The sequence below is a fragment of the Streptomyces sp. NBC_00536 genome, assembly GCF_036346295.1.
Taxonomy (GTDB): domain Bacteria; phylum Actinomycetota; class Actinomycetes; order Streptomycetales; family Streptomycetaceae; genus Streptomyces.
This window is the reverse complement of sequence record NZ_CP107819.1, coordinates 3,072,357-3,097,657: the sequence shown is the minus strand read 5'-3', so window position 1 is coordinate 3,097,657 and position 25,301 is coordinate 3,072,357. Positions and strand designations below refer to the sequence as shown.

The window sequence follows — 25,301 nt, the reverse complement described above, 5'->3', positions numbered from 1 at the left end:
CGTGGGCTGGTTTTGGGTGGGCTGTGTGGGCGGCTATGGGTTGTGGGGCCTCCGGCGGGCCCTCAAACGCCGGGCGGGCTGGATTGGGCCGGTGTTGCCGGGGCGGGCTGGTTTGGCGGGCGGCTGGGTTGGGCTTGGTGGGTTGGTTTGGCGAGCGGGCGGGCTGGGTTGGGCTGGGTTGGTGGGTGGGCTGGGTTGGGGGGCGTGCGCCGATTGGGGGGAAAGGTGGGTGGGTGGGGCGTGGTGGGTGGGGAGGGTGGTGAGGGCGTGGGAGGGTGCGGGCACGGCGGGGTGATTGTCGCTTCGTCAGATCATCGTCCGGCGAGCCAGCGAAGGCCTCCTATGCGACTGCGCAAAGCCCTTGCCCTCTCCGCGGTCCTGATCGCCGTGGCAGGACCGGCCGTCGTCCCCGCGGCCGCCGCGCCCGCGCCCCCCGGCGGTGGCGGCGCCCGCCCCGCGCCCGCGCTGCCCTCGCGCGCCAAGGCCAGCTGTGGCGACGGCAAGAACACGGCCTTCCCCATCGGGGCCCGGATCCGCGGGGGCCCGTCCGTCTACCGCATCGGAGCCGGACCGCAGACCTGGTACCTGGACCTGACCAACACCACCGGCTCCGCCTGCACCGCCATCCACCCCGTGGTCGTCTTCACGGACAAGGCGCGCACCCTGCGACCCGCCCACCTGCGGATGGAGTTCGAGGCGCAGGGCACCACCTTCCCCGTCAGCCTGGAGAGCACCGACCGGGACGAGGTCATCGCCGTGTTCGACGGCGGGGAGGCCTTTCCCGGCTTCTCCGTCGGGCCCGGCGGGTCGGCCACCGTCAAGGTGCAGCTCGCCTTCGCGGCGACTGCGCCCGAGGGGGAGGTGGTCGCGGATGCGGCGCTGGTCCAGCGCAACGGGGATGACGGGGACTGGGTCGGGGAGAGCGGGGGGTACCGGTTCTCTGTCGAGGGGCCGCGGGATCCTGCGGAGGAGGCGGGGCCCGAGGCGGAGGACGGGGCCGGGGCGGAGGACGACGCCCTTGCCGAGACCGGTGCGGGTGGGGGGCGGGAGTGGGCGTGTGGGTTCGGGGCGCTTGGGGCGGTGGCCGTGGGGGGTGGGTTGCTGTTTGGCGCCCGGCGCCTGCGGAGGGTGGCGGGCGGTACGTCGTCGTAGGCCGCGGGCCCGTCTTGCCCTCCGGGGGCGCCTCAAACGCCGGCGGGGCTGGATTTGGCCGGGGTCCGGCTGCCCGTGCCGGGTGGGGCTGGATGTGGCTACCCGGGCTGGGTTCGGCTCGGGTCCGGCTGCCCTCCGGGGGCGCCTCAAACGCCGGCGGGGCTGGATATGGCGCGGGCCCGTCTTGCCCACCGGGGGCGCCTCAGCCGTCGGCCGGGCTGGATGCGTACAGTCCCAGCGTGGAACCGACCAAGCACCGACCCGGCTCGCCGGTCCGATCCGGCATTCCTGAGCACGGGCGCATCCCCAAGTACTACGCCGTCAAGGCCCGCATCTCCGAGCTCGTCGAGGAGCTCGGCGAGGGCGGCTCGCTGCCGACCGAGCGTGATCTCGCCGAGCGCTACGAGGTGTCCCGCGAGACCGTTCGTCAGGCCCTGCGCGAGCTGCTCCTCGAAGGCCGGCTGCGCCGGGCCGGGCGCGGCACCGTCGTCGCCGGGCCGAAGCTGGAGCAGCCGCTCTCGCTCGCCAGTTACACCGAGGGGGTCCGCCGTCAGGGGCGCCGCCCCGGCCGCAACCTGATCGGGCTGGAGCAGTTCCCCTGCCCGCCCGACCTCGCGCACGGCATCGGTGCCGAGGCCGGCGAGCCCGTCTGGCACCTGGAGCGGGTGCTGCTGGCCGACGACGAGCGGGTGGGGCTGGAGAGCACGTACATCCGGGTGGCCCGTGCCCCCCGCCTGGACGGCGAATTCCAGCCGGATTCCTCTTTCTACGGATATCTCCGCGAGCGGCTCGGCATCGGCTTCGGCGACGCCGACGAGAAGCTGGAGACGGTCCTGGCCACCCCGCGCGAGGCGCTGCTCATCGGTACTCCGCCCGCGCTCCCGATGCTGCTGATCCACCGGTTCTCGCGGGATCAGGACGGGCGCCCGCTGGAGCGGGTGCGTTCGCTCTACCGTGGCGACCGGTTCAGCTTCACGACGCACCTGCGCCCCGAGTAGCCGTACGAGCCGACCTCCAAATACCCGGTAAGCGGACTAATGGGGCGCGCTTTCGTCACGGAACGATAACGGGTCTGGTCCAAAGGTCGAGGGCTGTTCACCGTGGTGTTGCCTGATGGCTCCTCCCGGGCCATGGGCCGCGACCACCGTGGGCCGGGTGAGAGTCATAGTCATCGGAGGCGGCGTGGTCGGCACCATGCACGCCTGGCAAGCAGTCGAACGCGGCCACGAGGTCGTCCAGATCGAGCGCGAAGCCGAGGCACGCGGCGCCTCGCTGCGCAATTTCGGCCAGATCTGGGTCAGCGGACGGGCCGGCGGTGCGGAGCTGGACACGGCGCTGCGGGCCCGAGAGCTCTGGGAGCGGATCGGGGAACGGGTCCCCGGCCTGGGCTTCCGCGCCATCGGATCGCTCACCCCCGTCCGCAACGCCCGCGAGTACGCGGTCGCCGAGGCGGCCGTCGCCCGCCCCGACGCCGCCGCCCGCGGCTACAAACTGGTCACCGCCGCCGAAGCGCGCGAGATCAACCCGGCCCTGCGCGGCGCCTTCGAGGCGGCCCTGTGGTGCGAGCGGGACGCGGCCGTCGAACCCCGCACCGCGCAGCTCCACCTGCGCGAGGCGCTCCGCGCCTCCGGCCGCTACACCTTCCTCCCCGGACGCGAGGTCCGCGAGGTCACCGGCCCCGGCGCCGTCCGCGACGACCACGGTGACGTGCACCGCGGCGACGTCGTCGTGCTGGCCACCGGTGCCTGGCTCTCCGGCCTGGTCCGCGAGCTGGCCCCCGAACTGCCCGTGCGCCGCGTCCGGCTGCAGATGATGCAGACCGAGCCGCTCGGCGAGCCGCTGACCACCTCGGTCGCCGACGCCGACAGCTTCCGCTACTACCCGGCGTACCAGTCGGCGGCCCTCGACGCGCTCAACGCCGAGCAGGCGCAGGCCCCGGTCGCCGCCGCGCACAAGATGCAGCTGCTGATGGTCCAGCGCCGCGACGGCGGCCTGACCATCGGCGACACCCACGAGTACGAGCACCCCTTCGCGTTCGACACCCTCGAAGAGCCCTACGACCACCTCACCGAGGTCGTCGAGTCCTTCCTGGGCCGCCCGCTGCCGAAGATCCGGCACCGCTGGGCGGGCGTGTACGCGCAGTGCACCGACACCACCCGGGTCGTCCACCGCGAGCAGGTGCGGGACGGCGTGTGGCTGGTGACGGGACCCGGCGGCCGGGGCATGACCTGCTCGCCCGCCATAGCCGAAACCACCGCGAACGAACTGGGCTGGTAACAGACATGGCCACCATCACCACCGCCAACGGCAATACCCTCCACCGCAAGCTCGTCGTCCTCGACATGGCCGGCACCACCGTCGCCGACGGCGGCCTCGTCGAGCGGGCCTTCGAGCGCGCCGCCGAGCGCCTCGGCGTCGAGCCCGGCTCGGCCGACCACGCGGCCAAGCTCCAGTACGTCCGCGACACCATGGGCGAGTCGAAGATCTCCGTCTTCCGGCACCTCTTCGGCACGGAGGACCTCGCCCGGCGCGCCAACACCGCCTTCGAGCAGGCCTACGGCGAACTGGTCGACGGCGGTCTCGTCGCCCCGCTCCCCGGCGCCCGCGAGACCATCGAGTCGCTCCGCGCCGAGGGCCGCACCGTCGTCCTGACCACCGGCTTCGCCCGCGTCACCCAGGACGCCATCCTCGACGCCCTCGGCTGGCGGGACCTCGCCGACCTGACGCTGTGCCCCGCCGACGCGGGCGGCCGCGGGCGCCCGTACCCGGACATGGTGCTGGCCGCGTTCCTGCGCACCGGCGCGGTGGACGACGTACGCGCGGCGGTCGTCGTCGGCGACACCGCCTACGACATGCTCAGCGGGCAGCGCGCGGGCGCCGGGACCGTGGCCGGGGTGCTGACCGGGGCGCACGACCGGGCGGCCCTCACCGCCCACGGGGCGACCCACGTCCTCGGCTCGATCGCCGAACTCCCGGCGCTCCTGGGCCCGATGGCCCAGCTGGTCCCGCCGGCCGCAGAGTCCGCGGAGTCCGCGGCGTGAGCGGGATCCGTTTCGACGCGGTCTCGGTCGCCTACGGCGCCGCGACCGTCCTGGACTCCCTCGACCTGACCGTGGAGCCGGGCGAGGTCATGGCCCTGCTCGGCCCCTCCGGTTCGGGCAAGACCACGGCGCTGCGGGCGGTCGCCGGATTCGTACGTCCCTCCTCGGGCCGGGTGTTCATCGGTGACCGGGACGTCACGGCGCTCCCGCCGCACAAGCGCGGCATCGGCATGGTCGTCCAGCAGTACGCGCTCTTCCCCCACATGCGGGTCGAGGACAACGTCGCCTTCGGCCTCAAGGCGCAGAAGGCACCCAAGGCCGGGATCCCCGGGCGGGTCGCCGAGGCCCTGGAGATGACGGGCATGGCGGCCTACGCCAAGCGCTACCCGCGCGAACTGTCCGGCGGCCAGCAGCAGCGCGTGGCCATCGCCCGCGCGCTCGCGATCCGCCCCGGGGTGCTGCTGCTCGACGAGCCGCTCTCCGCGCTCGACGCGCAGCTGCGCTCCGGGATGCTCGCCGAACTGGCCCGGCTGCACCGCGAACTGCCCGACGTGTCGATCCTGTACGTCACCCACGACCAGGTCGAGGCGCTCACGCTCGCCGACCGGATCGCGGTCATGGACAAGGCGCGGCTGCAGGACTGCGGCACCCCGCAGGAGCTGTACCGCACCCCGCGCACCGAGTTCACCGCCTCGTTCGTCGGCAACGCCAACCTCCTCCCGGTCACCGTCGCCGAGGGAGGCGCGCTGTTCGCCGGGCGGACCCTGGACCTCGATCCGGGCCGCGCGGCCCCCGGCGCGAGCGCCACCCTGTGCGTGCGCCCGCACCTGCTCGCCCTGGGGGAGGGCCCGAACGCCCTGAGCGGCAAGATCACCGAGGTGCAGTGGCGCGGCTCCACGCACCGGCTGTACGTCGATGTGGACGGCCACCGGATCAAGGCGGACCTGCCGGAGCTGCGCGAGACCCCGGCGCTCGGCGACCACGTCACCCTGCACTTCGAACCCCGGGACGCGGTCCTGCTGTCGGCGGGAGTCTCCGATGGCTGACGCCACCGGGTCCGCGTCCGCGCCGGACCGGGTGCGGGCGGCCGGGACCGCCGAGGCCGCCGGGACCGCCGGGGCCGCCGGGACCGTTCCGCACCAGAGCGTACGGGCGCCGGGCGGCGCGGAGCCGGACGGCGCCGCTGCGGACCCCGGCCGCGCAGGCCCCGTACAGCCCGCCCCCGTACAGCCCGCCCCCGTACAGCCCGCCCCCGTACCGCCCGCCGCCGTACCGCCCGCCCCCGTACCGCCCGCCGCCGAGGCGTCCCGCACCCTGCCCCGTTGGCTGTGGTCGCTGCCGCCGGTGATCGTGCTCGCCCTGGTCTTCCTATACCCCCTCGCGCTGGTCGTCCAGCAGTCCTTCACCCCCGACAACGGCGGCGGCGCCCTCGACGCCTACGGCAAGGTCTTCGCCTCCACCGTCTTCCGCGAGGCCCTCGGCACCACCGTCTGGCTGGCCGTCGGCGCCACCGTCGGATGCCTGCTCCTCGGGTTCGCGCTGGCGCTGGTCATCGCCTTCGTCCCCTTCCCCGGATCGAAGGCCGTCGCCCGCTTCATCGACGTCTTCCTCTCCTTCCCCTCCTTCCTCATCACCCTCGCGCTGCTCTTCGTCTACGGCACCGTCGGCATGGCCAACGGGGTGTGGACGGACGTCACCGGCGCGGCGGAGGGCCCCTTCCACTTCCTCACCACCCCCTGGGGCGTGCTCCTCGCGGAGATCACCTACTTCACGCCCTTCGTGATGCGCCCGCTGCTCGCCGCCTTCTCCCAACTGGACACCGCACAGCTGGAGGTGGCCTCCTCGCTCGGCGCGAAGCCGGGCCGGATCATCCGGCGGGTGATCCTCCCGGAGGCGCTGCCGGCGCTCGGCGCGGGCGGCAGCCTGGTCCTGGTCATGTGCCTCAACGAGTTCGGGATCGTCCTGTTCACCGGGGCCAAGGACGTCACCACCCTGCCGATGCTCATCTACGGCAAGGCCATCCTCGAATCCGACTACCCGGCCGCCTGCGTGGTCGCCGTCGTCAACATCGCGATCTCCGTCGGCCTCTTCGGCCTCTACCGGGTGGTGAGCAAGCGTGCTGGTGCATAGCAAGTCCGGCCGCTGGGCCGCCTGGGCCGGCTTCGGCCTCCTCTTCCTGCCGCTGTTCGCGCTGCCCCTGCTCGTGGTGGTGGCGGCCTCCTTCGCCACGCACTGGTCCGGCGCCTTCCCCTCCGGCCCGACCACCCAGAACTACGCCGCCGCGGTCCGGGGCGAATCCCTCCAGGCCCTCACCACCAGCCTGGTCACCGCGCTGGCCGCCAGCCTGCTCGCGCTGACCGTCGGCACCTGGGCGGCGCTGGCCGCCGCCGGGCTGAAGAAGCGCGGGAAGCGGTCCCTGGACGCCCTGTTCGTGCTGCCGGTCGCCGTGCCGTCGGTGGTCGTGGGCCTCGCCGTACTCGTGGCCTTCAGCCGTCCGCCGGTGCTGCTCAACGGCACGAGCGGCATCGTCATCCTGGCGCACGCGATTCTTGTCACGGCGTTCGCCTACCAGTCGGTTTCGGCCGCGATGGTACGTCTGGATCCGGCCTACGAGCAGGCGGCGGCCAGCCTCGGCGCCCGCCCCTCGTACGTGCTGTGGCGGGTCAGGCTGCCCCTGCTGCTGCCCTCCCTCACCGCGGCCGCCGGGCTCTGCTTCGCCCTGTCCATGGGCGAGCTGAGCGCCACGATGATGCTCTACCCGCCGGACTGGATGCCCCTGCCCGTCCGGATCTTCACCGCCACCGACCGCGGTTCGCTCTTCAGCGGCTCCGCCGTCGCCGTGGTCCTGATGGCCGCCACCCTGCTGGTGCTCCTGGCCGTCGGCCGCATCCGCACCAGGGCCTCGTACCGCTGAGCGGCACTTCCACCGCACACCGAAGACCACATCGCGCACCACATCGCGCACACCACACACCGAATCCCGAAGGAAACCCCATGTCCCGCGTGTCCCGCATGCCCCACAGCCTGCTGCGCCCGCTCGTCGCCGTCACCGGCTGCCTCGCGGTCGGCGCCACCCTCACCGCCTGCGGCGGTTCCTCCTCCGCCGCCGACTCCCAGGGCGGCGGCGAGAAGGTCGTCACCGTCTACAGCGCCGACGGCCTCAAGGGCGAGAAGGGCGACGGCTGGTACGACAAGGTCTTCGCCGACTTCACCAAGAAGACCGGCATCACCGTGAAGTACGTCGAGGGCGGCTCCGGCGAGATGGTGCAGCGCGCCGTCCGCGAGCAGTCCAACACGCAGGCCGACGTCCTGGTCACCCTGCCGCCGTTCATCCAGCAGGCCGACGGCAAGGGGCTGCTCCAGTCGTACAAGCCGCAGGGCTCCGAGCAGGTCAACGGCGCGAACAAGGCCGCCGACGGCAAGTGGACCTCGGTCGTCAACAACTACTTCGGCTTCGTCTACAACAAGAAGGAGCTGACCGAGGCCCCCAAGACCTGGGAGCAGCTGCTGGATGGCAAGTTCAAGGGCAAGCTCCAGTACTCCACCCCGGGCGTCGCGGGCGACGGCACCGCCGTGCTCATCAAGGCGATGCACGACTTCGGCGGCAAGGAGCCGGCGATGGAGTACCTGAAGAAGCTCCAGGCCAACAACGTCGGCCCGTCCTCCTCCACCAGCAAGCTCGCGCCGAAGACCGACAAGGGCGAGATCCTCGTCGCCAACGGCGACGTCCAGATGAACTTCGCCCAGTCCAAGTCCATGCCGAACCTGGGCATCTGGTTCCCGGCCAAGGACGGCGGCAAGCCCACCACCTTCGCGCTGCCCTACGCGGCCGGGCTGATGGCCAAGGGCCCGCACAGCGAGAACGGCAAGAAGCTCCTCGACTACCTCCTCACCGAGGACGCCCAGAAGCTGGTCAGCGAGGTCGGCGGCGGCTTCCCGGCCCGCGCCGACGTCAAGCCGACCGATGCCAACGCGGTCGAACTGACCAAGGTCATGACCGGTGTCGAGGTCTTCGAGCCGGACTGGGCCGACATCGACAAGAACCTGTCCGCGTACGTGGACGCGTGGAAGTCGGCCACTGGCAGCTGACCGGAAGCCGGTCGGTCATGTCCCCGTCACCCTCCCCCGGAAGAGTGACGTTTGCATAACGGGTCTGGTCCATAACTCTGGATCAGACCCGCAGAGGAACACGCGCCAACCCCCGTTCCCTCCCCTTCGCTTACTCCCTGGAGGAGTACGTGTCCCCTGTCCTGCCCGGACGCGCCCTCGCCGTGGCGGCCACCGCCGCGGCCCTGCTCGCCGCCGCCGCCCAGACCGCACCGGCGGCCCCGGCTGCCGCCGCAGCCCCGGCGGCCACCGTCAACAAGGTCCTGGTCATCGGGATCGACGGCACCGTCCTCGACCGCGTCAAGGTCGCCGACGCCCCCAACCTCAACGGCCTGATGGCCCAGGGTCTGACCGCACGCAGCACCCTGTACGCGAACCCGATGGCCGCCACCTCCTCCGGCCCCGGCTGGTCCACCATCGCCACCGGCGTCTGGCCCGACAAGCACGGCGTGAAGGACAACTCCTTCACCGGCAAGAACTACACGGCCTACCCGGACTTCCTCACCCGCGCCGAGAACGCCAACCCGGCGCTCAACACCTACGCGGCCGCCGACTGGGAGCCCATCACCTCCACCGACCAGAACGGCCCGATCTTCTCGGCCAAGGTGGACAAGCGCCTCTCCCTCAAGGGCGACCGCGACGGCTACGGCAGCGAGGACCCGAAGATCGCCGCCGCGGCCTCCGCCGAACTGCGCGACCAGAACCCGGACGCCGCCTTCGTCTACTTCGGCGAGATCGACCACGCGGGCCACGCCGCCGGCGCCGCCAGCCAGGAGTACCTGGACACCATCGGCCGCGTCGACAAGCTCATCGGCCAGCTCCTCACCGCCGTCCAGGCCCGCCCGACGTACGGCCAGGAGAACTGGAAGATCCTGGTCACCACCGACCACGGGCACACCGACGCGGGCGGCCACGGCGGCTCCACCATCCAGGAGCGCGGCACCTTCGTCATCGCCAAGGGCGCGGGCATTCCCGCCGGTTCGGTCCGCAGCGACGTACGCCTCGTCGACGTCGCGGCCACCGCGCTCCAGCAGGTCGGCGTCTCCACCGCCGGACTGGACGGCGTACCGCTGAACGCCCCCGACAGCGACCCCTTCGACACCCTGCGCCCCGCCCTGCAGGCCCGCGTGGACGAGACGGGCATCCCGGCCGGAGTGAAGGGCTTCACGCACACCCCGCCCGCGGGCTGGTCCGTGGACAACTCCAAGATGGGCACGGGCGGTGTCACCGAATGGGCCGGATGGGCCTTCACCACCGACGAGTTCTGGAGCCAGTCCCAGCGCGACCAGTGGCGCGAGCTGAACGTCCGCTCGCGTGACGTCTTCGCCGTCGCCGACTCCGACGAGTGGGACGACAAGAGCCACACCGGCACCTTCGACTCCACCCTCATCACCCCCAAGTGGGCGGTGACCGGCGGCACCACGAAGACCCTCGCCTTCCAGACGCACTACCGCCACGAGGCCGGGCAGAGCGCCCAAGTCCTCGTCTCCTACAACGGCGGCGCCCCGGCCGTGGTCAAGAACTACACCGCGGACGCCGTCGCCAAGAGCGAGGCCATCTCCCTCCAGGTCCCGGCGGGCGCCACCGACGTCCAGGTCCGCTTCCGCTACAGCGGCACCAACAACTGGTACTGGACCGTCGACAACGTGACCCTCGGCTGAGCCCTCGGCTGAGCCATCGGTTGGCCTCTGGCCGGGTCGTGGACGCCTCACGCGTCCGCGGCCCGGCCCGCGTAGGGTGGTAGAGACCAGAGGTCAGAGGTCAGCGGCCCGGCGCGAGCGGGGGCCGGCGAGAGCGGAGAACAGTCCAGTGGCAGAGCGCAAGCCGATCGAATCCTGGCTCACCGACATGGACGGGGTCCTCATCCACGAGGGCATTCCGATCCCCGGCGCCGATGCCTTCATCAAGCGGCTGCGCGAGTCGGGCAAGCCCTTCCTGGTCCTGACCAACAACTCCATCTACACCCCGCGCGACCTCCAGGCCCGCCTCCAGCGAATGGGCCTCGACGTCCCCGTCGAGAACATCTGGACCTCGGCCCTGGCCACCGCGAAGTTCCTCGACGACCAGCGCCCCGGCGGCACGGCGTACGTCATCGGCGAGGCCGGGCTCACCACCGCCCTGCACGACATCGGTTACATCCTGACCGACCACGAGCCGGACTACGTGGTGCTGGGCGAGACCCGGACGTACAGCTTCGAGGCCATGACCAAGGCCGTCCGCCTGATCAACGCGGGCGCCCGCTTCATCTGCACCAACCCGGACGAGACCGGCCCCTCCGCCGAGGGCCCGCTGCCCGCCACCGGCGCCGTCGCCGCGCTGATCACCAAGGCCACGGGCAAGAAGCCGTACTTCGCGGGCAAGCCGAACCCGCTGATGATGCGCACCGGCCTGAACGCCATCGGCGCGCACTCCGAGACCAGCGCGATGATCGGCGACCGGATGGACACCGACGTACTGGCGGGGCTGGAGGCGGGGATGCAGACGTTCCTCGTGCTGACCGGCCTGACCTCCGAGGCGGACACCGAGAAGTTCCCGTACCGCCCCACCAAGACGGTCCCCTCGATCGCGGACCTGGTCGACCTCGTCTGAGTCCGCTGGTCCACTGGTCCGCAGGGCTGTCGGACGTAGGTCTGACACGTACGGGCCAAGAGCGCGCCGCTCCGGATGCGGAGCGGCGCGCCGCGCGTGAACCTCCTTGATGAGGAGGTTCACCATGCGCAGTGATCTGATCGCTCTCCGTGTCGCCGGGGTGGCCGTCGCCCTGACGGCACTCTCCGCCGTGACCACCGTGACCGCCCCCGTCGCCCTCGCCAACGGGGACGACCGCGGCGGCGTCTCGGCCGATCCCGACCCCGCCCACCCGGGAGCGCAGGTCAAACTGCGCGTCCGCGGCTGCGACGGCGACCGGGCGTCCGCCACGTCCTCGGCCTTCGTCTCCGAGATCCGGCTCGGCCGGGGTCACGGCGGCGGCAGCCGCGAACTCTGGGGCGATGCCCACATCCGCTCGGACGCCTGGTCCGGCCGCCACGAGATCCGCGTCCGCTGCGACGACCGGGACGACCGGGAGGTGCGCGGCTCCCTCGAAGTCGAGCACCACCCCTCGCACCACGCCACCCCGATCTGGCCGGTCCACGCGGGCGGCGGCGCGATGGCGGCCGAACTGGCCGCCGCGCCCCCCGCGAACGCCACCACCGCCAAGAAGGACCACGACACGGGTGGCCCCGGCCTGCCGCACACCGTGATCGGCGCGGTGCTGGCCGCCGCGGCGACCCTCGCGGTCGCGGGCCGCGCGCTGGCCCTGCGCCGCCGCCGCAGCGGCGAGTGAGGGCGCCGCGGTGACGGCGGAGCCGAAGGCCTCCGGCGGCGGGCGGCTGCTGACCGCCGCCGCCTGGACGGTCCTGGTGCTGGGCCTGTGGCTGTGGGGCCGCGAGATCACCGGGGTCCCCGGGGGTCCGTACGCCCAGCCGGGACTGATGGCCGCCCCCGGCCTGCCCGCCGCGCACGCCCCGCTCCCGGCGCCCGCCACGCCCGGTCCGCCGCAGCGCGTCGACGTGCCCTCCATAGGCATCCAGGCCCCGGTGATCACCCGGAGCCTGGACGCCGAGGGGGCGATCACACCGCCGCCCTACGACCAGCCGGGCACGGTGGGCTGGTGGTCGGGCGGCGTCCAGCCGGGCGCCGCGGGCGCCGCGCTGCTGGTCGGCCACGTGGACACCGAGTCCAAGCCGGCCGTGTTCTACGGGCTCAGCTCGGCCCAGCCGGGCGGCAAGGTGCGGGTGCTGCGCGCGGACGGGATGGCCGCCGAGTTCACCATCGACGACATCCAGGTCCACGAGCGGGCCTCCTTCGACCCGCACAAGGCCTACGGGCCGAAGGTGCCGGGCCGGGCGGAACTGCGGCTGGTGACCTGCGGGGGTTCGTACGACAAGGCGGCGAAGCGGTACTCGGCGAACGTGGTGGTGTCGGCGTACCTGACGGCCATCGTGAAACCGGAGCCGGCCGGCGCGACCTCGCCGTCACCGTCGTCGCATCCGTCCACCACGGCGAGCGGATGACACGGGCAGGACACAGCGAAGAAGCCCCCCGCGTGAGCGAGGGGCTTCTTCGTGTCTGTGCGCCGCCAGGGACTCGAACCCCGGACCCGCTGATTAAGAGTCAGCTGCTCTAACCAACTGAGCTAGCGGCGCTTGTTTCGACAAAGAGAACTTTACCCCACACGTGACGGTGCTCGTGACAACACACGCCCGCCTTGTCCGATTAGCCCATGTTTGGGGTGTTTATCGTGCACGATGTGTTCTGGCCGCGCCGTACCTGATGCCCCGCCAGATACGTCCCCGGCCGCCCAGTGGACGAACAGGGGAGTGGACGGAACCGCATGACGACGCAGTCTCCGACGCAGATGCCGACGCAACCGCCGACGCCGATGACGATGCCGCTCTTCGAGGAGTACGACCCCGGGTACGACTGCGCGTGCCCGGGCTGCGCCCAGCACCGCCGCGCCCTGGCCCGCGCCCGGGCCATACCGCTGCGGGACGGCGGACACCCGGCCGCGCGCGGAGCCCGGCGCGCGCTGGTACTGGCCACCGCCGCGGGCGTGGTGCTCGGCGGGGGCGGTGGCACCGCGGTGGCGGTCGCCAACCCCGAGCCCGTACCGGGGCCGCTCACGCCCGGCAGCCCCCAGGGCGGCCGGGCCCCGCTGCACGGCCCCTCGCGCACGCCCCCGGCCGGGCCGCCGGCCGTACGGCGCCAGATCGACCGCGCGACGATCATCAACCGGGCCAAGCTGTGGCTGGACGCGAAGGTCCCGTACAGCATGGAGCTGTACTGGACCGACGGCTACCGCCAGGACTGCTCCGGCTACGTCTCCATGGTCTGGAACCTGGGGACGAACGAATGGACCGGGAGCCTCGACAAGTTCGCCACCCTGATCACCAAGGACGAACTGCTGCCGGGGGACATGCTGCTCTTCCACAACCCGGCCGACCCGAACCAGGGCTCGCACGTCACCCTCTTCGGCGGCTGGGTGGACGAGACCCGCACGCACTACATCGCCTACGAGCAGACGCGCCCGTACACGCGCAAGCAGGCCACGCCCTACGGCTACTGGAACAACGCGACGAAGTACCTGCCGTACCGCTTCAACGGGCTCCCCGGAGGAACCCTCCCCGCCGTCCCTCCGGCGACACCGGTGACCGTGCCCGCCCCCGAGCCGGACGCCGACGTGGTCTACCCGGGGGCGGCGAAGTTCGGTCCGGGCGCGAACAACGAGTACGTCGCCCGGCTCGGCCGGATGCTCAGCGCGCGCGGCGGCGCGCGGTTCTACCCCCAGGGGACCGGCTCCCTGTGGACGGACTCCGACCGGCTGGCCACCGAGGCCTTCCAGCGGGCCCAGGGGTGGACCGGCGAGGACGCGGACGGCCTGCCGGGGCCCGCCACCTGGCAGCTCCTGGTCCAGAAGCAGGGCAAGGACATCCCGCCGGCCCCGACCGGCGCGGCGGGGCCGCCGTCGGCGGGGGCGTCGGGGTACCCGGGGCTCGCGGCGTTCCGCCCCGGCGCGTCCGGCCCGGCGGTCACGGCCCTCGGGCGGCAGCTGACGAAGAAGGGCTTCGGCAAGTACTACACGACCGGCCCGGGCCCCCGGTGGGGCGAGGCCGACCGCCGCGCCGTCGAGGCGTTCCAGCGCGCGCAGGGCTGGCGCGGAGCCTCGGCCGACGGCTATCCGGGCCCGGAAACCTGGCGCCGGCTGTTCGCATGACGTTGACGGAGGAAACGATGTACCCCACGCGTACGACGTCCACGACGGGCACGATGCGGATCCCCCCGACCCCGCCCCCCGCCCCGCCCCGCGCCGAGGGCCGCTGGACGATGCCCCCCGCAGCCCCCCACGCCGCACACCCCCCGGCGGAGCCGTCCCCCCAGGCCGACCCGCTCGCGCCGGATCCCCGGTCCCCGGCGGCGTACGCGGTCGGTTCGGTGACGCCCGCGCCGGAGGCCCCCCGCCCGGTACGGGTCCCGGAGCCGTCCACCCCGGAGGCGGACGGGATCGCCGACCGTCCGGCGTGGGCGGAGGCGGCCGTTCGTTCCGCCGCCGCCGCCGCGCCGCAGGCGGATGCCCACCGTCCGGCGTGGGCCGCGAAGCCGTACCGGCACGACTTCGCGAGCGAGCCCGAGGTCCTCACCGGAGCCTCCGCGCCGGAGGCGCACGGGCACGCCCACGCGGCCATGGCCGACCCCGGGCGCGCCCGCCCCGCGACGACCACCGCCCCCTGGCCGCACCCGGAACCCGGCGACCCGACCAGAGGCGAAGTCCCCGCCGCCCGCGGCGTAACCGACATCGAGACGGAGCCAACCCCCGAAGCCGAAGCCGACCCGGGCACCGACCCAGGTCCGATCCCATCCCCGCCCAATCCAGCCCCGCCGGCGTTTGAGGCGCCGCCGGAGGCCGTGCCCGCAGGGCTCGGTCCGGCACCCACGGGCGGGTATCCGCGCCCCGCGATGGCCGTTCTCGGTGGCCCGGTATCCGGGCTCGGTCCCGGCACCGGCCCAGGGCCCGATCCAGCCCCGCCGGCGTTTGAGGCGCCGCCGGAGGCCGGACCGGGGTCAGGGTTCGATCCGGTCCCCGTGGGCGGCAGCCCGCGCCCCGTGCCGGCCGCTTTCGGTGGCTCCGGTGCAGGGGCGAATTCAGCCCCGCCGGCGTTTGAGGCGCCGCCGGAGGCCGGACCCGGGCCAGGGCTCGACCCGGCCCCCGCGACGCCCGCCCCCGCCCCCGGCGTATGGCCGCCCGCCCCCGGGAGCCGCCGCGAGGCGCCCCGCCCCGGGGTCGCGCTCGTGGTCGCGCAGGCCGTCGCCCGGGGCATGGAGGAAGACACCCAGGACCTGCCCCGGGTGAACCTCCCCGCCCCGGGAGCGGGGGAGTCGGCCACCGCGGTGCCGACGGGCCTGCCCTTCCAGGGCGAGGGGATGGGCGAGGGGCCCGGGGTCACGCGCCCCGCACCCCGCCCGCGCCCCAAGACGGCGCCCCCCACCCCCGGCCGCCGCGTCCCCCGCGGGGACGACCGGCTGCGCGAGCGCCACGGCCCCGTCCTGCCCGGCTCGGTCGGCCTGCTCGTCGGCGGCCTCGCCCTCGCGGGGTGCGCCGCGGTGCTCTGGCGGGCCGGGGCGCTGCCCGCCGCGCTGGTGGAGGGTTTCGGCGTCACGCCCCGCGCGTACCAGGGGCTGCGCGCCTACCAGTGGCCCCCGCTCGCCTTCCTCGGCATCGTCGCCTTGTTCGCCCTCGGCGGCCTCGGCCGGGGCCGTACCGGGCACGCCTGGGTGCTGACCCTCTTCGGCCGCTACCGCGGCACGGTCCGCCGGACCGGTCTGCTGTGGGTCAGCCCACTGCTGCTGCGCCGCCGTGTCGACGTACGCCTGCGGCACTGGCGCAGTGAACCGCTGCCCGCCGTGGACTCGGGCGGTCTGGCCCTCCAGGTCGTCGTGCAGGTGGTCTGGCAGATCAAGGACACGGCCCGCGCCGCGCTGGCCGTCGAGGACCACATCGACTACCTCGCCGAGCAGGTGGAGTCCGCCATGGCGCGGGTGCTCTCGCAGCTCCCGGCCGACGCGTTCCACGAGGACGCCCCGACCCTGCGCGACGCGGAGGCGGTCGGGGACGCGCTGACCCGGATGCTGGCGGCCGAGACCGAGGCGGTGGGCATCGAGGTGTACTCGGCGCAGCCGACCCGGATCGAGTACGCCCCGGAGGTCGCGGCGGCGATGCGCCGCCGCCGGGTCGCGGCGATCGACGCGAAGCACCGGGACAGCGTGCTGACCTCTGTGGTGGACGCGGTGGACGACACCGTCAACCGGCTGACCTCCCGCGGACTGGTCGAGCTGGACGACTACGAGCGCAAGGCGCTGGTGAAGGACCTGACGGTGGCCTTCTACACGGGCCGCCCGGAGTAACGCCTCCTCCTCACCCACGAAAGGGCGGCCGGTGGATCCGGCCGCCCTTTCCTGTGCCCGCCTCCTGTGCCCGCCTCCTGTGCCCGCCTCCTGTGCCCGCCCACAGTGCGGGACGCCCGTTCGCCGATTGGTCTGGACATGGCCAACTCCCGTCAATAATCTGGAACTTGGTCTAGACCTGAATTACCCGAATCACCGGTACCGCAGTCCGCGGTCCCCGCGTGCGCACGCTCACCGAACTCCCCGAACTCCCCCCACGTTCAAGGAGCATCATGCGTAAGACCCGCATGCCCATCCGCATGCCCAGACGGGCCGGCGCCGCCGCGCTCGGTCTCGGCATGATCGTCGGCATCTCCGTGCTCAGCGCCCCCACCGCGAGCAGCCACGGGTACACCGACACCCCCATCAGCCGCCAGAAGCTCTGCGCCAACAAGACCGTCGCCGACTGCGGCCCCATCCAGTGGGAGCCGCAGAGCGTCGAGGGCCTCAAGGGCTTCCCGGCGGCCGGTCCCGCCGACGGCCGGATATGTTCCGGCAACCACACCGAGTTCGCGCAGCTCGACGACCCGCGCGGCGGTACCTGGCCGACGACCAAGGTCACCAGTGGCGCGCCCTACGACTTCCGGTGGCAGTTCACGGCGAACCACTCGACCACGGACTTCCGCTACTACGTCACGAAGACCGGGTGGGACCCGGCCAAGCCGCTGACCCGGGCCTCGCTCGACCCGCAGCCCTTCCTCACGGTCGCCTACAACGGCGCCCGGCCCGACATGACCACCGTCCACCACGGCACGCTGCCGAGCGGCAAGTCGGGCCGGCACATGATCCTGGCGGTGTGGACCGTCAACGACACCGCCAACGCCTTCTACTCGTGCTCTGACGTTCAGTTCTGACGGAACGTCAGTTATTCTCCGGCGGCATGCGGACGACGACGACACCGGCGACGACGCCGACAGCGACACCCGGCACCGTCGCGGAACTCGTGGCGCGCCCCTGGGGCGACCACCGGCCCGGGCTGAGGTACGGCGACACCGTCCTCAGCCACCACCGGACGGTCCAGGAGAGCGCCGCGCGCGCCGCGCTGCTCGTCGACCTGCTGCCCCCGGGCGCGCCGCCGCACGTGGGGGTGCTGCTCGACAACACGCCCGAGTTCCCGTTCTGGCTCGGCGCGGCGGCCCTGGCCGGGGCCGCCGTCGCCGGGATCAACCCCACCCGGCGCGGCCCCGAGCTGGCCCGCGACATCCTGCACACCGACTGCCGGATCCTGGTCACCGAGCGCGCCCACCTGCCGCTCCTCGCCGGGCTGGACCTGCCCGGCGTACGGATCCTGGTGACCGACGACGACGGCGCGTACGCCGCCCTGCTCGCCCCCTACGCGGGCGCGAAGCCGGGTGACGCCACGCTGCGCCCCGCCGGTCCCGGCCCCGGCGACCGGCTGCTCCTCTACTTCACCTCCGGCTCCACCGGCGCCCCCAAGGCCGCGATCTGCACCCAGGGACGGCTCGCCGCCGCCGGGGCGGCCCTGGTGCGCCAGTTCTCGGTCACCCCGGAGGACGTCCACTACATCTGCATGCCGATGTTCCACGGCAACGCCGTCATCGCCGACTGGCTCCCGGCCCTGGCGGGCGGCGCCTCGGTGGCGCTGAGCCGCCGCTTCTCGGCCTCCGCGTTCCTGGACGACGTACGGGCGTACGGGGCGACGTACTTCACCTATGTCGGGAGGGCCGTCCAGTACCTCCTGGCCACCGAGCCGCGCCCCGACGACCGGGACCATCCGCTGCGGCTCGGCTTCGGCACCGAGGCCGGGGCGGTGGACGCGGCCCGCTTCGCCGAGCGGTTCGGGGTCCGCCTCGTCGAGGGCTACGGCGCCACCGAGGGCGGCGCCTCCGTGCAGCGCACCCCGGACACCCCGGCGGGCGCCCTGGGCCGGGCCGGTTCCGGGGACGACCTGGCCGTCATCGACCCGGAGACGGGCACCGAGTGCCCGCCCGCGGTCTTCGGCGCCGGCGGGCGGCTGACGAACGGCGCCGAGGCCATCGGGGAACTGGTCAACCGGGGGCGCAGCCTCTTCGAGGGGTACTGGCGCAACCCGGACGCGGAAGCCGCCCGTACCCGGGACGGCTGGTACTGGACGGGGGACCTCTTCTTCCGCGACGCGGCGGGCTTCCTCTACTTCGCGGGGCGCACGGACGACCGGCTGCGGGTCGACAGCGAGAACCTGGCCGCCGCGATGATCGAGAACATCCTGGCCCGGTGGGAGGCCGCGGCGGCGGTCGCGGTCTACGCGGTGCCGGACGAGGTGGCCGGGGACCAGGTGATGGCGGCCCTCGCGCTGCGGCCGGGGGCGGTCTTCGATCCGGCGGCGTTCGCGGCGTTCCTCGCCGCGCAGCCGGACCTGGGCACGAAGATGGCGCCGCGCTACATACGGGTGGTTTCGGCCATGCCCGTGACGGCGACGAACAAGGTGCATCGGGTGGGCCTGCGACGGGCGGGATTCCTCACCCCGGACCCGGTCTGGTGGCGCCCGGCTACCGCCGCGGGCTACCGCCCGCTGACTCCGGCGGACGTGTCCGCCCTCCTGGAGTCGTATACGGCCCAGTCCCGGGCGGACCTGCTGGACCGCTGAGGGAGGGTGGACGGAGGGCGGACGGCGGTCAGGAAGAAGGTGGTCGCGAGCACCCCCGGGGACCGGGTAATATTTTCTCTCGTGAGGCGCCGCTAGCTCAGTTGGTTAGAGCAGCTGACTCTTAATCAGCGGGTCCGGGGTTCGAGTCCCTGGCGGCGCACCTCTGCTTCGGGCGGTTTCCGGTTCACCGGGAACCGCCCGAAGTGCTTTCCGACTTTCCTGCGCACATCCCCCTCGCTACAGCGTGAGCGACAGCAGCAGCGGCGCGGCCTTGCGGTTCAGGGCGTCCGCCGCGGCCCGCAGCCGGTGCGCGTGTTCCACCGGCATCGACAGGGCCAGGCAGCCCACGGCCGATCCCGCGGTGATCGGAACCGCCGCGCACACCGTGCCCACCGCGTATTCCTGCAAGTCCAGCACCGGCACCGTGGCCGGCTGGCTGTCCAGCTTGGAGAACAGGATCTGCTCGTTCGTGATCGTCTTCGACGTCAGCCGGGCGATCTTGTGGCGCGACAGGTGGTCGCGGCGGCCGTTCTGGTCCAGCTGCGTCAGCAGGCACTTGCCGACCGCGCTGGCGTGGGCGGCGGAGCGGAAGTCGACCCACTCGTGCACCTTGGGGGTGCGGGGACTGTCCGCGAACTGCGTGATCCTGACTTCCCCGTCCACGTACCGGCTGATGTAGACCGCCGCCCCCACCGAGTCGCGCAGGCGGTCCAGGGTCTCCTGGAGCTTGTCCTGCAACGCCTGCTGCCGGTCGACGCCGGAGCCCAGGAGGACGAGCGAGTCACCTATCGCGTAGGCGCCGTCGGACACCTGCAGGACATACCCCTCTCGCCGCAGCATGAGGAGCATGGGAGTGAGGTGGGCCGCGGGCAGCCCCGTCTCACGGGCGATCTGGACGTCCGTCACACCACCGGTGTGCCGTGCGATCGTTTCGAGTACGCGCAGGGCGTACTGCACCGAGTGGAACGGCGCGGTCGGCTCGGGCTTCAGCGCCACGGTTTCCCCCTAGCAGGTTGTTACCGCTTGCTCTCACACGATAGCCACCAAGAGGCCCACGCGGAGCGCCTGTTGAAGAGATTGATGGCTCAATCATGCCCTTCGGCCAGTGGCTACTCCGTTGGCATATGCCAAGGTCATGCACCGTGTCCGCGCCGTGCCCCGGTGTGCCGGGAATGCCCTGGGCGCGGGCGCTGTTCGATCCCTTCGTACGTCCACATCACAGGTGGATCACGACGGACGACAGAGGAGCGAAGATGGCAGACACGGGGGACGTGGTGGACGCGGCGGACGCGATCCACGGAACCGTCCGCGGCTCGGCGCCGGTACCGCTGTCCGTACTGGACCTGGTCACCGTCGGCGCGGGCAGTACGGCCCACGCCTCCCTGCGGACCAGCGTGGACATCGCGAGACTCGCCGAAGCGCGCGGCTACCACCGCCACTGGGTGGCCGAACACCACTCCATGCCCGGGGTCGCCAGCTCCTCCCCGGCCGTGATCCTGGCGCACCTGGCCGCCCACACCTCCCGGATCCGGCTCGGCTCCGGCGGGGTCATGCTCCCCAACCACGCGCCGCTCGCGATCGCCGAGCAGTTCGGCACCCTGGAGGCGCTCGCGCCGGGGCGGATCGACCTGGGCCTCGGCCGCGCGCCCGGCACCGACGGGCGCACCGCCACGGCACTGCGCGGCGGCGGCCGGCTCGACGAAGGCGCCGAGGACTTCCCGCGCCAGCTCGCGGAGCTGACCCGCTTCCTCGACGACGACTTCCCCGACGGGCACCCCTACGCCCGGGTGCACGCCGTACCCGGTCCGGTGCAGGGCCCGGCCGCGCGGCCGCCGCTGTGGCTGCTGGGCTCCTCCGGTTTCAGCGCGGCCCTCGCCGGACAGCTCGGTCTGCCCTTCGCCTACGCCCACCACTTCTCGGCGGCGGGCACGATCCCCGCGCTGGAGCTGTACCGGCAGAGCTTCCGTCCCTCGGCGGTGCTCGCCGAGCCGTACGCGCTGATCGGGGTGTCGGCGCTCGCCGCCGACACCGAGGAGGCCGCCCGGGCGCAGGTGCTCACCGGGGCGCTGTCGATGCTGCGGCTGCGCAGCGGCCGGCCGGGGCTGGTGCCGACGCCGCAGGAGGCGGCGGCGTACTCCTTCAGCTCCCTGGAGCGGGAGTTCGTCGACAGCTGGCTCGCGAACGTCGTGTACGGGACCCCCGGCGCGGTGCGCGACGGGCTGGACGCCCTGGTGAAGCGGACGGGCGCGGACGAGCTGATGCTGACCGCGACCGGGCACAGCGGCGCCGCCCGGCTGCGCTCGTACGGGCTCGTCGCAGATGCGTACGGGATGCCCGTGGAGGGCGCCGGACCTGCCTGAGTGGGCAGAAACGGGGTTCGGCTGGTTTGTTGCCAAAACCTTGCACAGAGATGGCTCAAGGGGGCCTTAAACCGCTCGTCACCGGGGTGACGGGCGGTTTCTGTTGTGCGGTCAGGTCTCTGACGAGGGTGTTTGTCGTCCGAGTGGTCTAGTCCTTGTTTGGTCCAAACCATTGACTCGGAGTCGAGGTGATCGCTATCACTTCTCTCACCCGCAGCGTTCTGCCCTCCCCCCGCCTCCGGAGGCCCCCCATGCACATCCGTAAACCCCTCGTAGCGGCGGCCACCACGGCCGCCCTCGCCGCCGGGGTGCTCGCCACCTTCGCGGGCCTCGCCGCCGCGCAGGCCGCGGACTCCACGACCACCGCCGCGACGGCCGGTGGCGGTGTCAAGATCGCCTACTACGACCAGTGGAGCGTGTACGGGAACGCCTTCTACCCGAAGCAGCTGGACACCCGGGGGATCGCGAGCAAGCTGGACGTCCTCAATTACTCGTTCGGCAACATCCACCCCACGAACCTCACCTGTTTCGAGGCCAACAAGGCGGCGGGCGACGACAACAACGCCGGCGCCGGTGACGGCGCGGGGGACTCCTACGCCGACTACCAGAAGTCCTTCAGCGCCGCCGACAGCGTCAGCGGCGTCGCGGACAAGTGGGACCAGCCCATCGTGGGCGTGATGAACCAGTTCAAGCAGCTGAAGGCGAAGTACCCGCACCTCAAGATCAACATATCGATCGGCGGCTGGACCTACTCCAAGTACTTCCACGACGCGGCGCTCACCGACGCCAGCCGGAAGAAGTTCGTCTCCTCCTGCATCGACCAGTACATCAAGGGCAACCTGCCGGTCGACGGCGGCTTCGGCGGCGCGGGCAGCGCGGCCGGGATCTTCGACGGCATCGACATCGACTGGGAGTACCCCGGCTCCACCGGCGGCCACCTGGGCAACCACACGGGCCCCGAGGACAAGGCCAACTACACGCTGCTGCTCAAGGAGTTCCGCGAGCAGCTCGACGCCTACGGCGCGGCCAACGGCGGCAAGAAGTACCTGCTGACCTCGGCCCTCCCGGCGGGCCAGGACAAGATCAAGTACATCGAGACGGACAAGATCGGCGCGTACCTCGACTACGCGAACATCATGACCTACGACATGCACGGCGCCTGGGACGGCGACGGGCCCACCTACCACCAGTCCCCGCTGCTGAACTCGGCCGCCGACCCGACCGACCCGATCGCGCCCGGCACCCAGAAGTACGGCATCAAGAACGCCATCGACTCCTGGCTCGACGGCAACGCGGCCTACGGCATCGCGGGCGGCTTCCCCGCCAACAAGCTGACCCTGGGCTACGAGTTCTACTACCGCGGCTGGAAGGGCGTTCCGGCCGGCACCACCAACGGCCTCGCCCAGACCGCGACCGGCCCCTCGGCCGCCCGGCCCACCAGCCAGCAGGCGGGCATCGCCAACTACAAGGAACTCGGCGGGATCGTCGACAACCCCGCCACCACCTTCTGGGACGACCAGGCCAAGGCCTCGTACTTCTACAAGGACGGCGAGTTCTTCACCGGCCTGAACCAGAAGTCCATCCAGGCCCGGGTCGACTACGGCAAGCAGCGCGGCCTGGCCGGCGCGATGATGTACTCCCTGCTCGGCCTGGACGACAAGACCACGCTGCTGAACCAGATCTCGGACGCCCTCGGCGGCACCACCCAGCCGCCGACCACCCCGCCGACGACGCCTCCCACGACCCCGCCGACCACGCCCCCGACCACCCCGCCGACCACGCCTCCCACCACCCCGCCCGCGGGCTGCGGCGGCGTCGCGGCCTACGTCGCGGGCAGCATCTACACCGGCGGCAGCCAGGTCTCCTACGGCGGCCACAAGTGGCAGGCCCAGTGGTGGACGCAGAACGAGGTGCCCGGCACCACCGGCGAGTGGGGTGTCTGGAAGGACCTCGGCGCCTGCTGATCCCCCCACCCCGCGCCGAGCGAGCGCCGCCCCCGCCCTCTCCAGGGGCGGGGGCGGCGGTGGTTCCGCGACGCACGCTACCGGGCCAGGTTCTCCGGGCGGGCGCTGATCATTTCGGCGATCCGCTCCGGGGCCACCGCACGCGAGTACAGCCAGCCCTGGCCGGTGTCACAGCCCACCCGGCGCAGCCGGGCCGCCTGGCCCGCGGTCTCCACGCACTCGGCGGTCACCGTCAGGCCCAGCCGGTGCGCGAGCTGCACCAGCGCCTCCACGATGGTCTCGTCGGCCGGGTTCGGGTGGGAGCCCTCCTCGTAGCGGAAGCCGCGCACGAAGGAGCCGTCCAGCTTCAGCACCGAGACGGGCAGCCGGGACAGGTAGGCCAGGTTCGAATAGCCGGTGCCGAAGTCGTCGATGGCGATCCGCACCCCCATGTCACTGAGCGCCTGGAGGGCCTGGAGCGGCCGTCCCGCCGAGCCCATCACGGCCGACTCCGTCAGCTCCAGCTGGAGCAGCTGCGGCGCGAGCCCGGTCTCCGCCAGGATCTCCGCCACGTCGCCCACCAGGTCCGAGTCCCACACCTGGCGCACCGCGACGTTCACGGAGACGAAGACCGGTGCGTCACTGGGGTGTTCGATCTGCCAGCGGCGCGCCTGGCGGCAGGCGGTCCGCAGCACCCACTGCCCCAACTGGACGATGGAGCCGTCCTCTTCGGCGATCCCGATGAACCGATTCGGCGTGAGCGTCCCGAACTGCGGGTGGTTCCACCGCACCAGGGCCTCCACGCCCCGCACCACCCCGCTCTCCAGGTCCACCAACGGCTGGTACTCCAGCACGAACTCGTCCCGCTCCACGGCCGGCCGCAGCGTCGAGGACAGCGCCTGGCGGGTCATCCGGTGGGCGTTGCGCTCCGGGTCGAAGAGGGTCCAGCGGGCCTTGCCGTCCTCCTTCGCCCAGTACAGCGTGGTGTCGGCGGCCTGCATGAGCGCCGTCGCCGAGGTCCCGGCCGTCACGCGCTCCACCACGCCGATGGACGCCGACACCGACAGCCGCTGCCCGGCCAGGTCGAAGGGCTCCTGTACGGCGGCCAGCGCGGACCGGGCCAGATCCGCGAGCTGCTCGGTGCCGGTGGAGTCCTCCACGAGCAGGGCGAACTCGTCGCCGCCGAGCCGCGCGACCAGGTGGCCGCCCGTACGCCCGTACCCGGACTGGTCCGCGCACTGGGTGAGCCGGGCCGCGACGGCGGTCAGCAGCCGGTCGCCCACCCGGTGGCCCAGGGTGTCGTTGACCGCCTTGAACCCGTCGAGGTCGAGGTAGCACAGGCCGATCCGGCCGGTCCCGCCCCGCTCGTAGGACGGGGTCTCCAGGGCGGCCGACAACCGCTCGAAGAACAGTGCCCGGTTGGGCAGCCGGGTGACCGGGTCGTGCATCTGCAGGTGCCGCAGCCGGGCCTGCAGATCGCGCCGGTCGCTGATGTCCGCGACCGACAGCAGGACGTCACCGGTTCCGGGCACCGGCCCCAGCGTGATCTCCGTCCACAGCGAGTGCCCGTCGGGGTGCTTGAGCCGCCGGGTGCAGCGCAGCCTGGCCTGGCGCCCGCGCAGCACCTCGCGGTAGGCCTGCCAGGTGCGGGCCTCGGCGGCCAGGTCCACCAGATCGGCCGCGCTCTGCCCGTCGAGGGCGTGCGGCTCGGCGCCCAGCAGCCCGGCGAGGGCCGCGTTGGCGGCGACGACGAAGCCGTCCCGGTCGACGACGGCCATGGCGAGGTGGGCCGCGTTGAACGCGGCCCGGTAGTCGCGCAGTTCGGACAGCCCGGACAGTTCGGACCCGTCCCGGCCGGACGGGGGCCGGACCGTCGCCGTCCGGACCGCCGTGGACCGGCCGGAGCCGCCCGAGGGCGCGGCCGACGCGGCCGGAACGGCCGGGTGACGTTCCGTAGTGGCCGGGTGGATGCTGTCGGCCGCCGAACCGGTTCCTTCTGAGGTTCCGCTCACCGTTCGCTCCCGCAGTGCTCGTGGTGTCCGTGCAGGAAAGTGTGCCGATCATAGAGGCTGCCGGGAGGCCCTATCCAGCGGCGGCGCCGTGCGGAGGCCGCCGGTTCGCTGTGCTGACG

Annotated in this window: 20 protein-coding genes and 2 tRNA genes; 19 read left to right on the top strand and 3 right to left on the bottom strand. The window is 72.7% G+C overall.

Annotation, left to right across the window (positions count from 1 at the left end; translation table 11 throughout):
• Nucleotides 1–342 precede the first annotated feature (342 nt).
• The 12 genes from OHS33_RS13395 to OHS33_RS13340 all read left to right on the top strand — a co-directional run bounded on the left by OHS33_RS13395 (nt 343) and on the right by OHS33_RS13340 (nt 12,355).
• On the top strand, nt 343–1,152 hold the full coding sequence (locus OHS33_RS13395) for a hypothetical protein (protein WP_330330629.1): 810 nt from the start codon (nt 343–345) through the stop codon (nt 1,150–1,152).
• A 239-nt stretch (nt 1,153–1,391) separates the two neighbouring features.
• Entirely contained in the window at nt 1,392–2,150 is a 759-nt protein-coding gene (locus tag OHS33_RS13390; RefSeq protein WP_330330628.1) for a GntR family transcriptional regulator, read from the top strand.
• Between the two features lie 157 nt (nt 2,151–2,307).
• Nucleotides 2,308–3,429 carry a TIGR03364 family FAD-dependent oxidoreductase gene (locus OHS33_RS13385; RefSeq protein WP_330330627.1) on the top strand — a complete coding sequence of 374 codons (1,122 nt, stop codon included), beginning with the start codon at nt 2,308–2,310 and terminating at the stop codon, nt 3,427–3,429.
• 5 nt (nt 3,430–3,434) lie between these two features.
• Nucleotides 3,435–4,193, top strand: a complete 759-nt coding sequence (locus tag OHS33_RS13380) for a phosphonatase-like hydrolase (protein ID WP_330330626.1) — start codon at nt 3,435–3,437, stop codon at nt 4,191–4,193.
• Nucleotides 4,190–5,239, top strand: coding sequence for an ABC transporter ATP-binding protein (locus tag OHS33_RS13375; protein WP_330330625.1), 1,050 nt, complete (start codon nt 4,190–4,192; stop codon nt 5,237–5,239). Before OHS33_RS13380 ends, OHS33_RS13375 begins: the two co-directional genes overlap by 4 nt.
• A gap of 268 nt (nt 5,240–5,507) precedes the next feature.
• A complete protein-coding gene (locus OHS33_RS13370; RefSeq protein WP_443065439.1) occupies nt 5,508–6,323 on the top strand; it encodes a 2-aminoethylphosphonate ABC transporter permease subunit in 816 nt (271 codons plus the stop codon).
• A complete protein-coding gene (locus OHS33_RS13365) occupies nt 6,310–7,107 on the top strand; it encodes an ABC transporter permease (protein ID WP_330330623.1) in 798 nt (265 codons plus the stop codon). The genes OHS33_RS13370 and OHS33_RS13365 overlap by 14 nt, the downstream gene beginning before the upstream one ends.
• 98 nt (nt 7,108–7,205) lie before the next feature.
• Nucleotides 7,206–8,282 carry a 2-aminoethylphosphonate ABC transporter substrate-binding protein gene (locus tag OHS33_RS13360; protein WP_330335034.1) on the top strand — a complete coding sequence of 359 codons (1,077 nt, stop codon included), beginning with the start codon at nt 7,206–7,208 and terminating at the stop codon, nt 8,280–8,282.
• Between the two features lie 149 nt (nt 8,283–8,431).
• Entirely contained in the window at nt 8,432–9,961 is a 1,530-nt protein-coding gene (locus OHS33_RS13355; RefSeq protein ID WP_330330622.1) for an alkaline phosphatase family protein, read from the top strand.
• Between the two features lie 148 nt (nt 9,962–10,109).
• Nucleotides 10,110–10,889 carry an HAD-IIA family hydrolase gene (locus tag OHS33_RS13350; RefSeq protein WP_330330621.1) on the top strand — a complete coding sequence of 260 codons (780 nt, stop codon included), beginning with the start codon at nt 10,110–10,112 and terminating at the stop codon, nt 10,887–10,889.
• Nucleotides 10,890–11,013: 124 nt separating this feature from the next.
• Nucleotides 11,014–11,625 carry a hypothetical protein gene (locus OHS33_RS13345; RefSeq protein WP_330330620.1) on the top strand — a complete coding sequence of 204 codons (612 nt, stop codon included), beginning with the start codon at nt 11,014–11,016 and terminating at the stop codon, nt 11,623–11,625.
• 10 nt (nt 11,626–11,635) lie between these two features.
• The gene (locus tag OHS33_RS13340) at nt 11,636–12,355 is read left to right on the top strand and encodes a class F sortase (protein WP_330330619.1); all 720 of its coding nucleotides are present in this window, start codon (nt 11,636–11,638) and stop codon (nt 12,353–12,355) included.
• Nucleotides 12,356–12,413: 58 nt separating this feature from the next.
• Here the strand turns inward: OHS33_RS13340 and OHS33_RS13335 are convergent.
• Nucleotides 12,414–12,487 (bottom strand) — tRNA-Lys (locus OHS33_RS13335).
• Between the two features lie 236 nt (nt 12,488–12,723).
• On the opposite strand from OHS33_RS13335, the gene OHS33_RS13330 reads away from it, so the two are divergent.
• The 5 genes from OHS33_RS13330 (at nt 12,724) to OHS33_RS13310 (ending at nt 19,027) form a co-directional block, all read left to right on the top strand.
• On the top strand, nt 12,724–14,055 hold the full coding sequence (locus tag OHS33_RS13330; RefSeq protein ID WP_330335033.1) for a peptidoglycan-binding protein: 1,332 nt from the start codon (nt 12,724–12,726) through the stop codon (nt 14,053–14,055).
• A gap of 17 nt (nt 14,056–14,072) precedes the next feature.
• Nucleotides 14,073–16,241, top strand: coding sequence for an SPFH domain-containing protein (locus OHS33_RS13325; protein WP_330330618.1), 2,169 nt, complete (start codon nt 14,073–14,075; stop codon nt 16,239–16,241).
• A 299-nt stretch (nt 16,242–16,540) separates the two neighbouring features.
• Nucleotides 16,541–17,134, top strand: coding sequence for a lytic polysaccharide monooxygenase auxiliary activity family 9 protein (locus tag OHS33_RS13320; protein ID WP_330335032.1), 594 nt, complete (start codon nt 16,541–16,543; stop codon nt 17,132–17,134).
• Between the two features lie 26 nt (nt 17,135–17,160).
• The gene (locus OHS33_RS13315; protein ID WP_330330617.1) at nt 17,161–18,867 is read left to right on the top strand and encodes an AMP-binding protein; all 1,707 of its coding nucleotides are present in this window, start codon (nt 17,161–17,163) and stop codon (nt 18,865–18,867) included.
• Between the two features lie 86 nt (nt 18,868–18,953).
• Nucleotides 18,954–19,027 (top strand) — tRNA-Lys (locus OHS33_RS13310).
• A gap of 77 nt (nt 19,028–19,104) precedes the next feature.
• On the opposite strand, the gene OHS33_RS13305 is transcribed toward OHS33_RS13310, so the two are convergent.
• A complete protein-coding gene (locus OHS33_RS13305) occupies nt 19,105–19,863 on the bottom strand; it encodes an IclR family transcriptional regulator (protein WP_330330616.1) in 759 nt (252 codons plus the stop codon).
• 257 nt (nt 19,864–20,120) lie between these two features.
• Between OHS33_RS13305 and OHS33_RS13300 the strand changes: the two genes are divergently transcribed.
• Together OHS33_RS13300 and OHS33_RS13295 are read left to right on the top strand one after the other, a co-directional pair.
• Nucleotides 20,121–21,227, top strand: a complete 1,107-nt coding sequence (locus OHS33_RS13300) for an LLM class flavin-dependent oxidoreductase (RefSeq protein ID WP_330330615.1) — start codon at nt 20,121–20,123, stop codon at nt 21,225–21,227.
• A gap of 251 nt (nt 21,228–21,478) precedes the next feature.
• On the top strand, nt 21,479–23,191 hold the full coding sequence (locus OHS33_RS13295; RefSeq protein ID WP_330330614.1) for a glycosyl hydrolase family 18 protein: 1,713 nt from the start codon (nt 21,479–21,481) through the stop codon (nt 23,189–23,191).
• 77 nt (nt 23,192–23,268) lie between these two features.
• Here OHS33_RS13295 and OHS33_RS13290 read toward each other — a convergent pair whose 3' ends face one another.
• The gene (locus OHS33_RS13290) at nt 23,269–25,182 is read right to left on the bottom strand and encodes a putative bifunctional diguanylate cyclase/phosphodiesterase (protein WP_330330613.1); all 1,914 of its coding nucleotides are present in this window, start codon (nt 25,180–25,182) and stop codon (nt 23,269–23,271) included.
• Nucleotides 25,183–25,301 lie beyond the last annotated feature (119 nt).

Coding starts and splice junctions, on each gene's coding strand:
- OHS33_RS13395 (WP_330330629.1), top strand. CDS start 343: ATGCGACTGCGCAAAGCCCTTGCCCTCTCCGCGGTCCTGATCGCCGTG.
- OHS33_RS13380 (WP_330330626.1), top strand. CDS start 3,435: ATGGCCACCATCACCACCGCCAACGGCAATACCCTCCACCGCAAGCTC.
- OHS33_RS13360 (WP_330335034.1), top strand. CDS start 7,206: ATGCCCCACAGCCTGCTGCGCCCGCTCGTCGCCGTCACCGGCTGCCTC.
- OHS33_RS13345 (WP_330330620.1), top strand. CDS start 11,014: ATGCGCAGTGATCTGATCGCTCTCCGTGTCGCCGGGGTGGCCGTCGCC.
- OHS33_RS13330 (WP_330335033.1), top strand. CDS start 12,724: ATGACGATGCCGCTCTTCGAGGAGTACGACCCCGGGTACGACTGCGCG.
- OHS33_RS13325 (WP_330330618.1), top strand. CDS start 14,073: ATGTACCCCACGCGTACGACGTCCACGACGGGCACGATGCGGATCCCC.
- OHS33_RS13320 (WP_330335032.1), top strand. CDS start 16,541: ATGCCCAGACGGGCCGGCGCCGCCGCGCTCGGTCTCGGCATGATCGTC.
- OHS33_RS13315 (WP_330330617.1), top strand. CDS start 17,161: ATGCGGACGACGACGACACCGGCGACGACGCCGACAGCGACACCCGGC.
- OHS33_RS13300 (WP_330330615.1), top strand. CDS start 20,121: ATGGCAGACACGGGGGACGTGGTGGACGCGGCGGACGCGATCCACGGA.
- OHS33_RS13295 (WP_330330614.1), top strand. CDS start 21,479: ATGCACATCCGTAAACCCCTCGTAGCGGCGGCCACCACGGCCGCCCTC.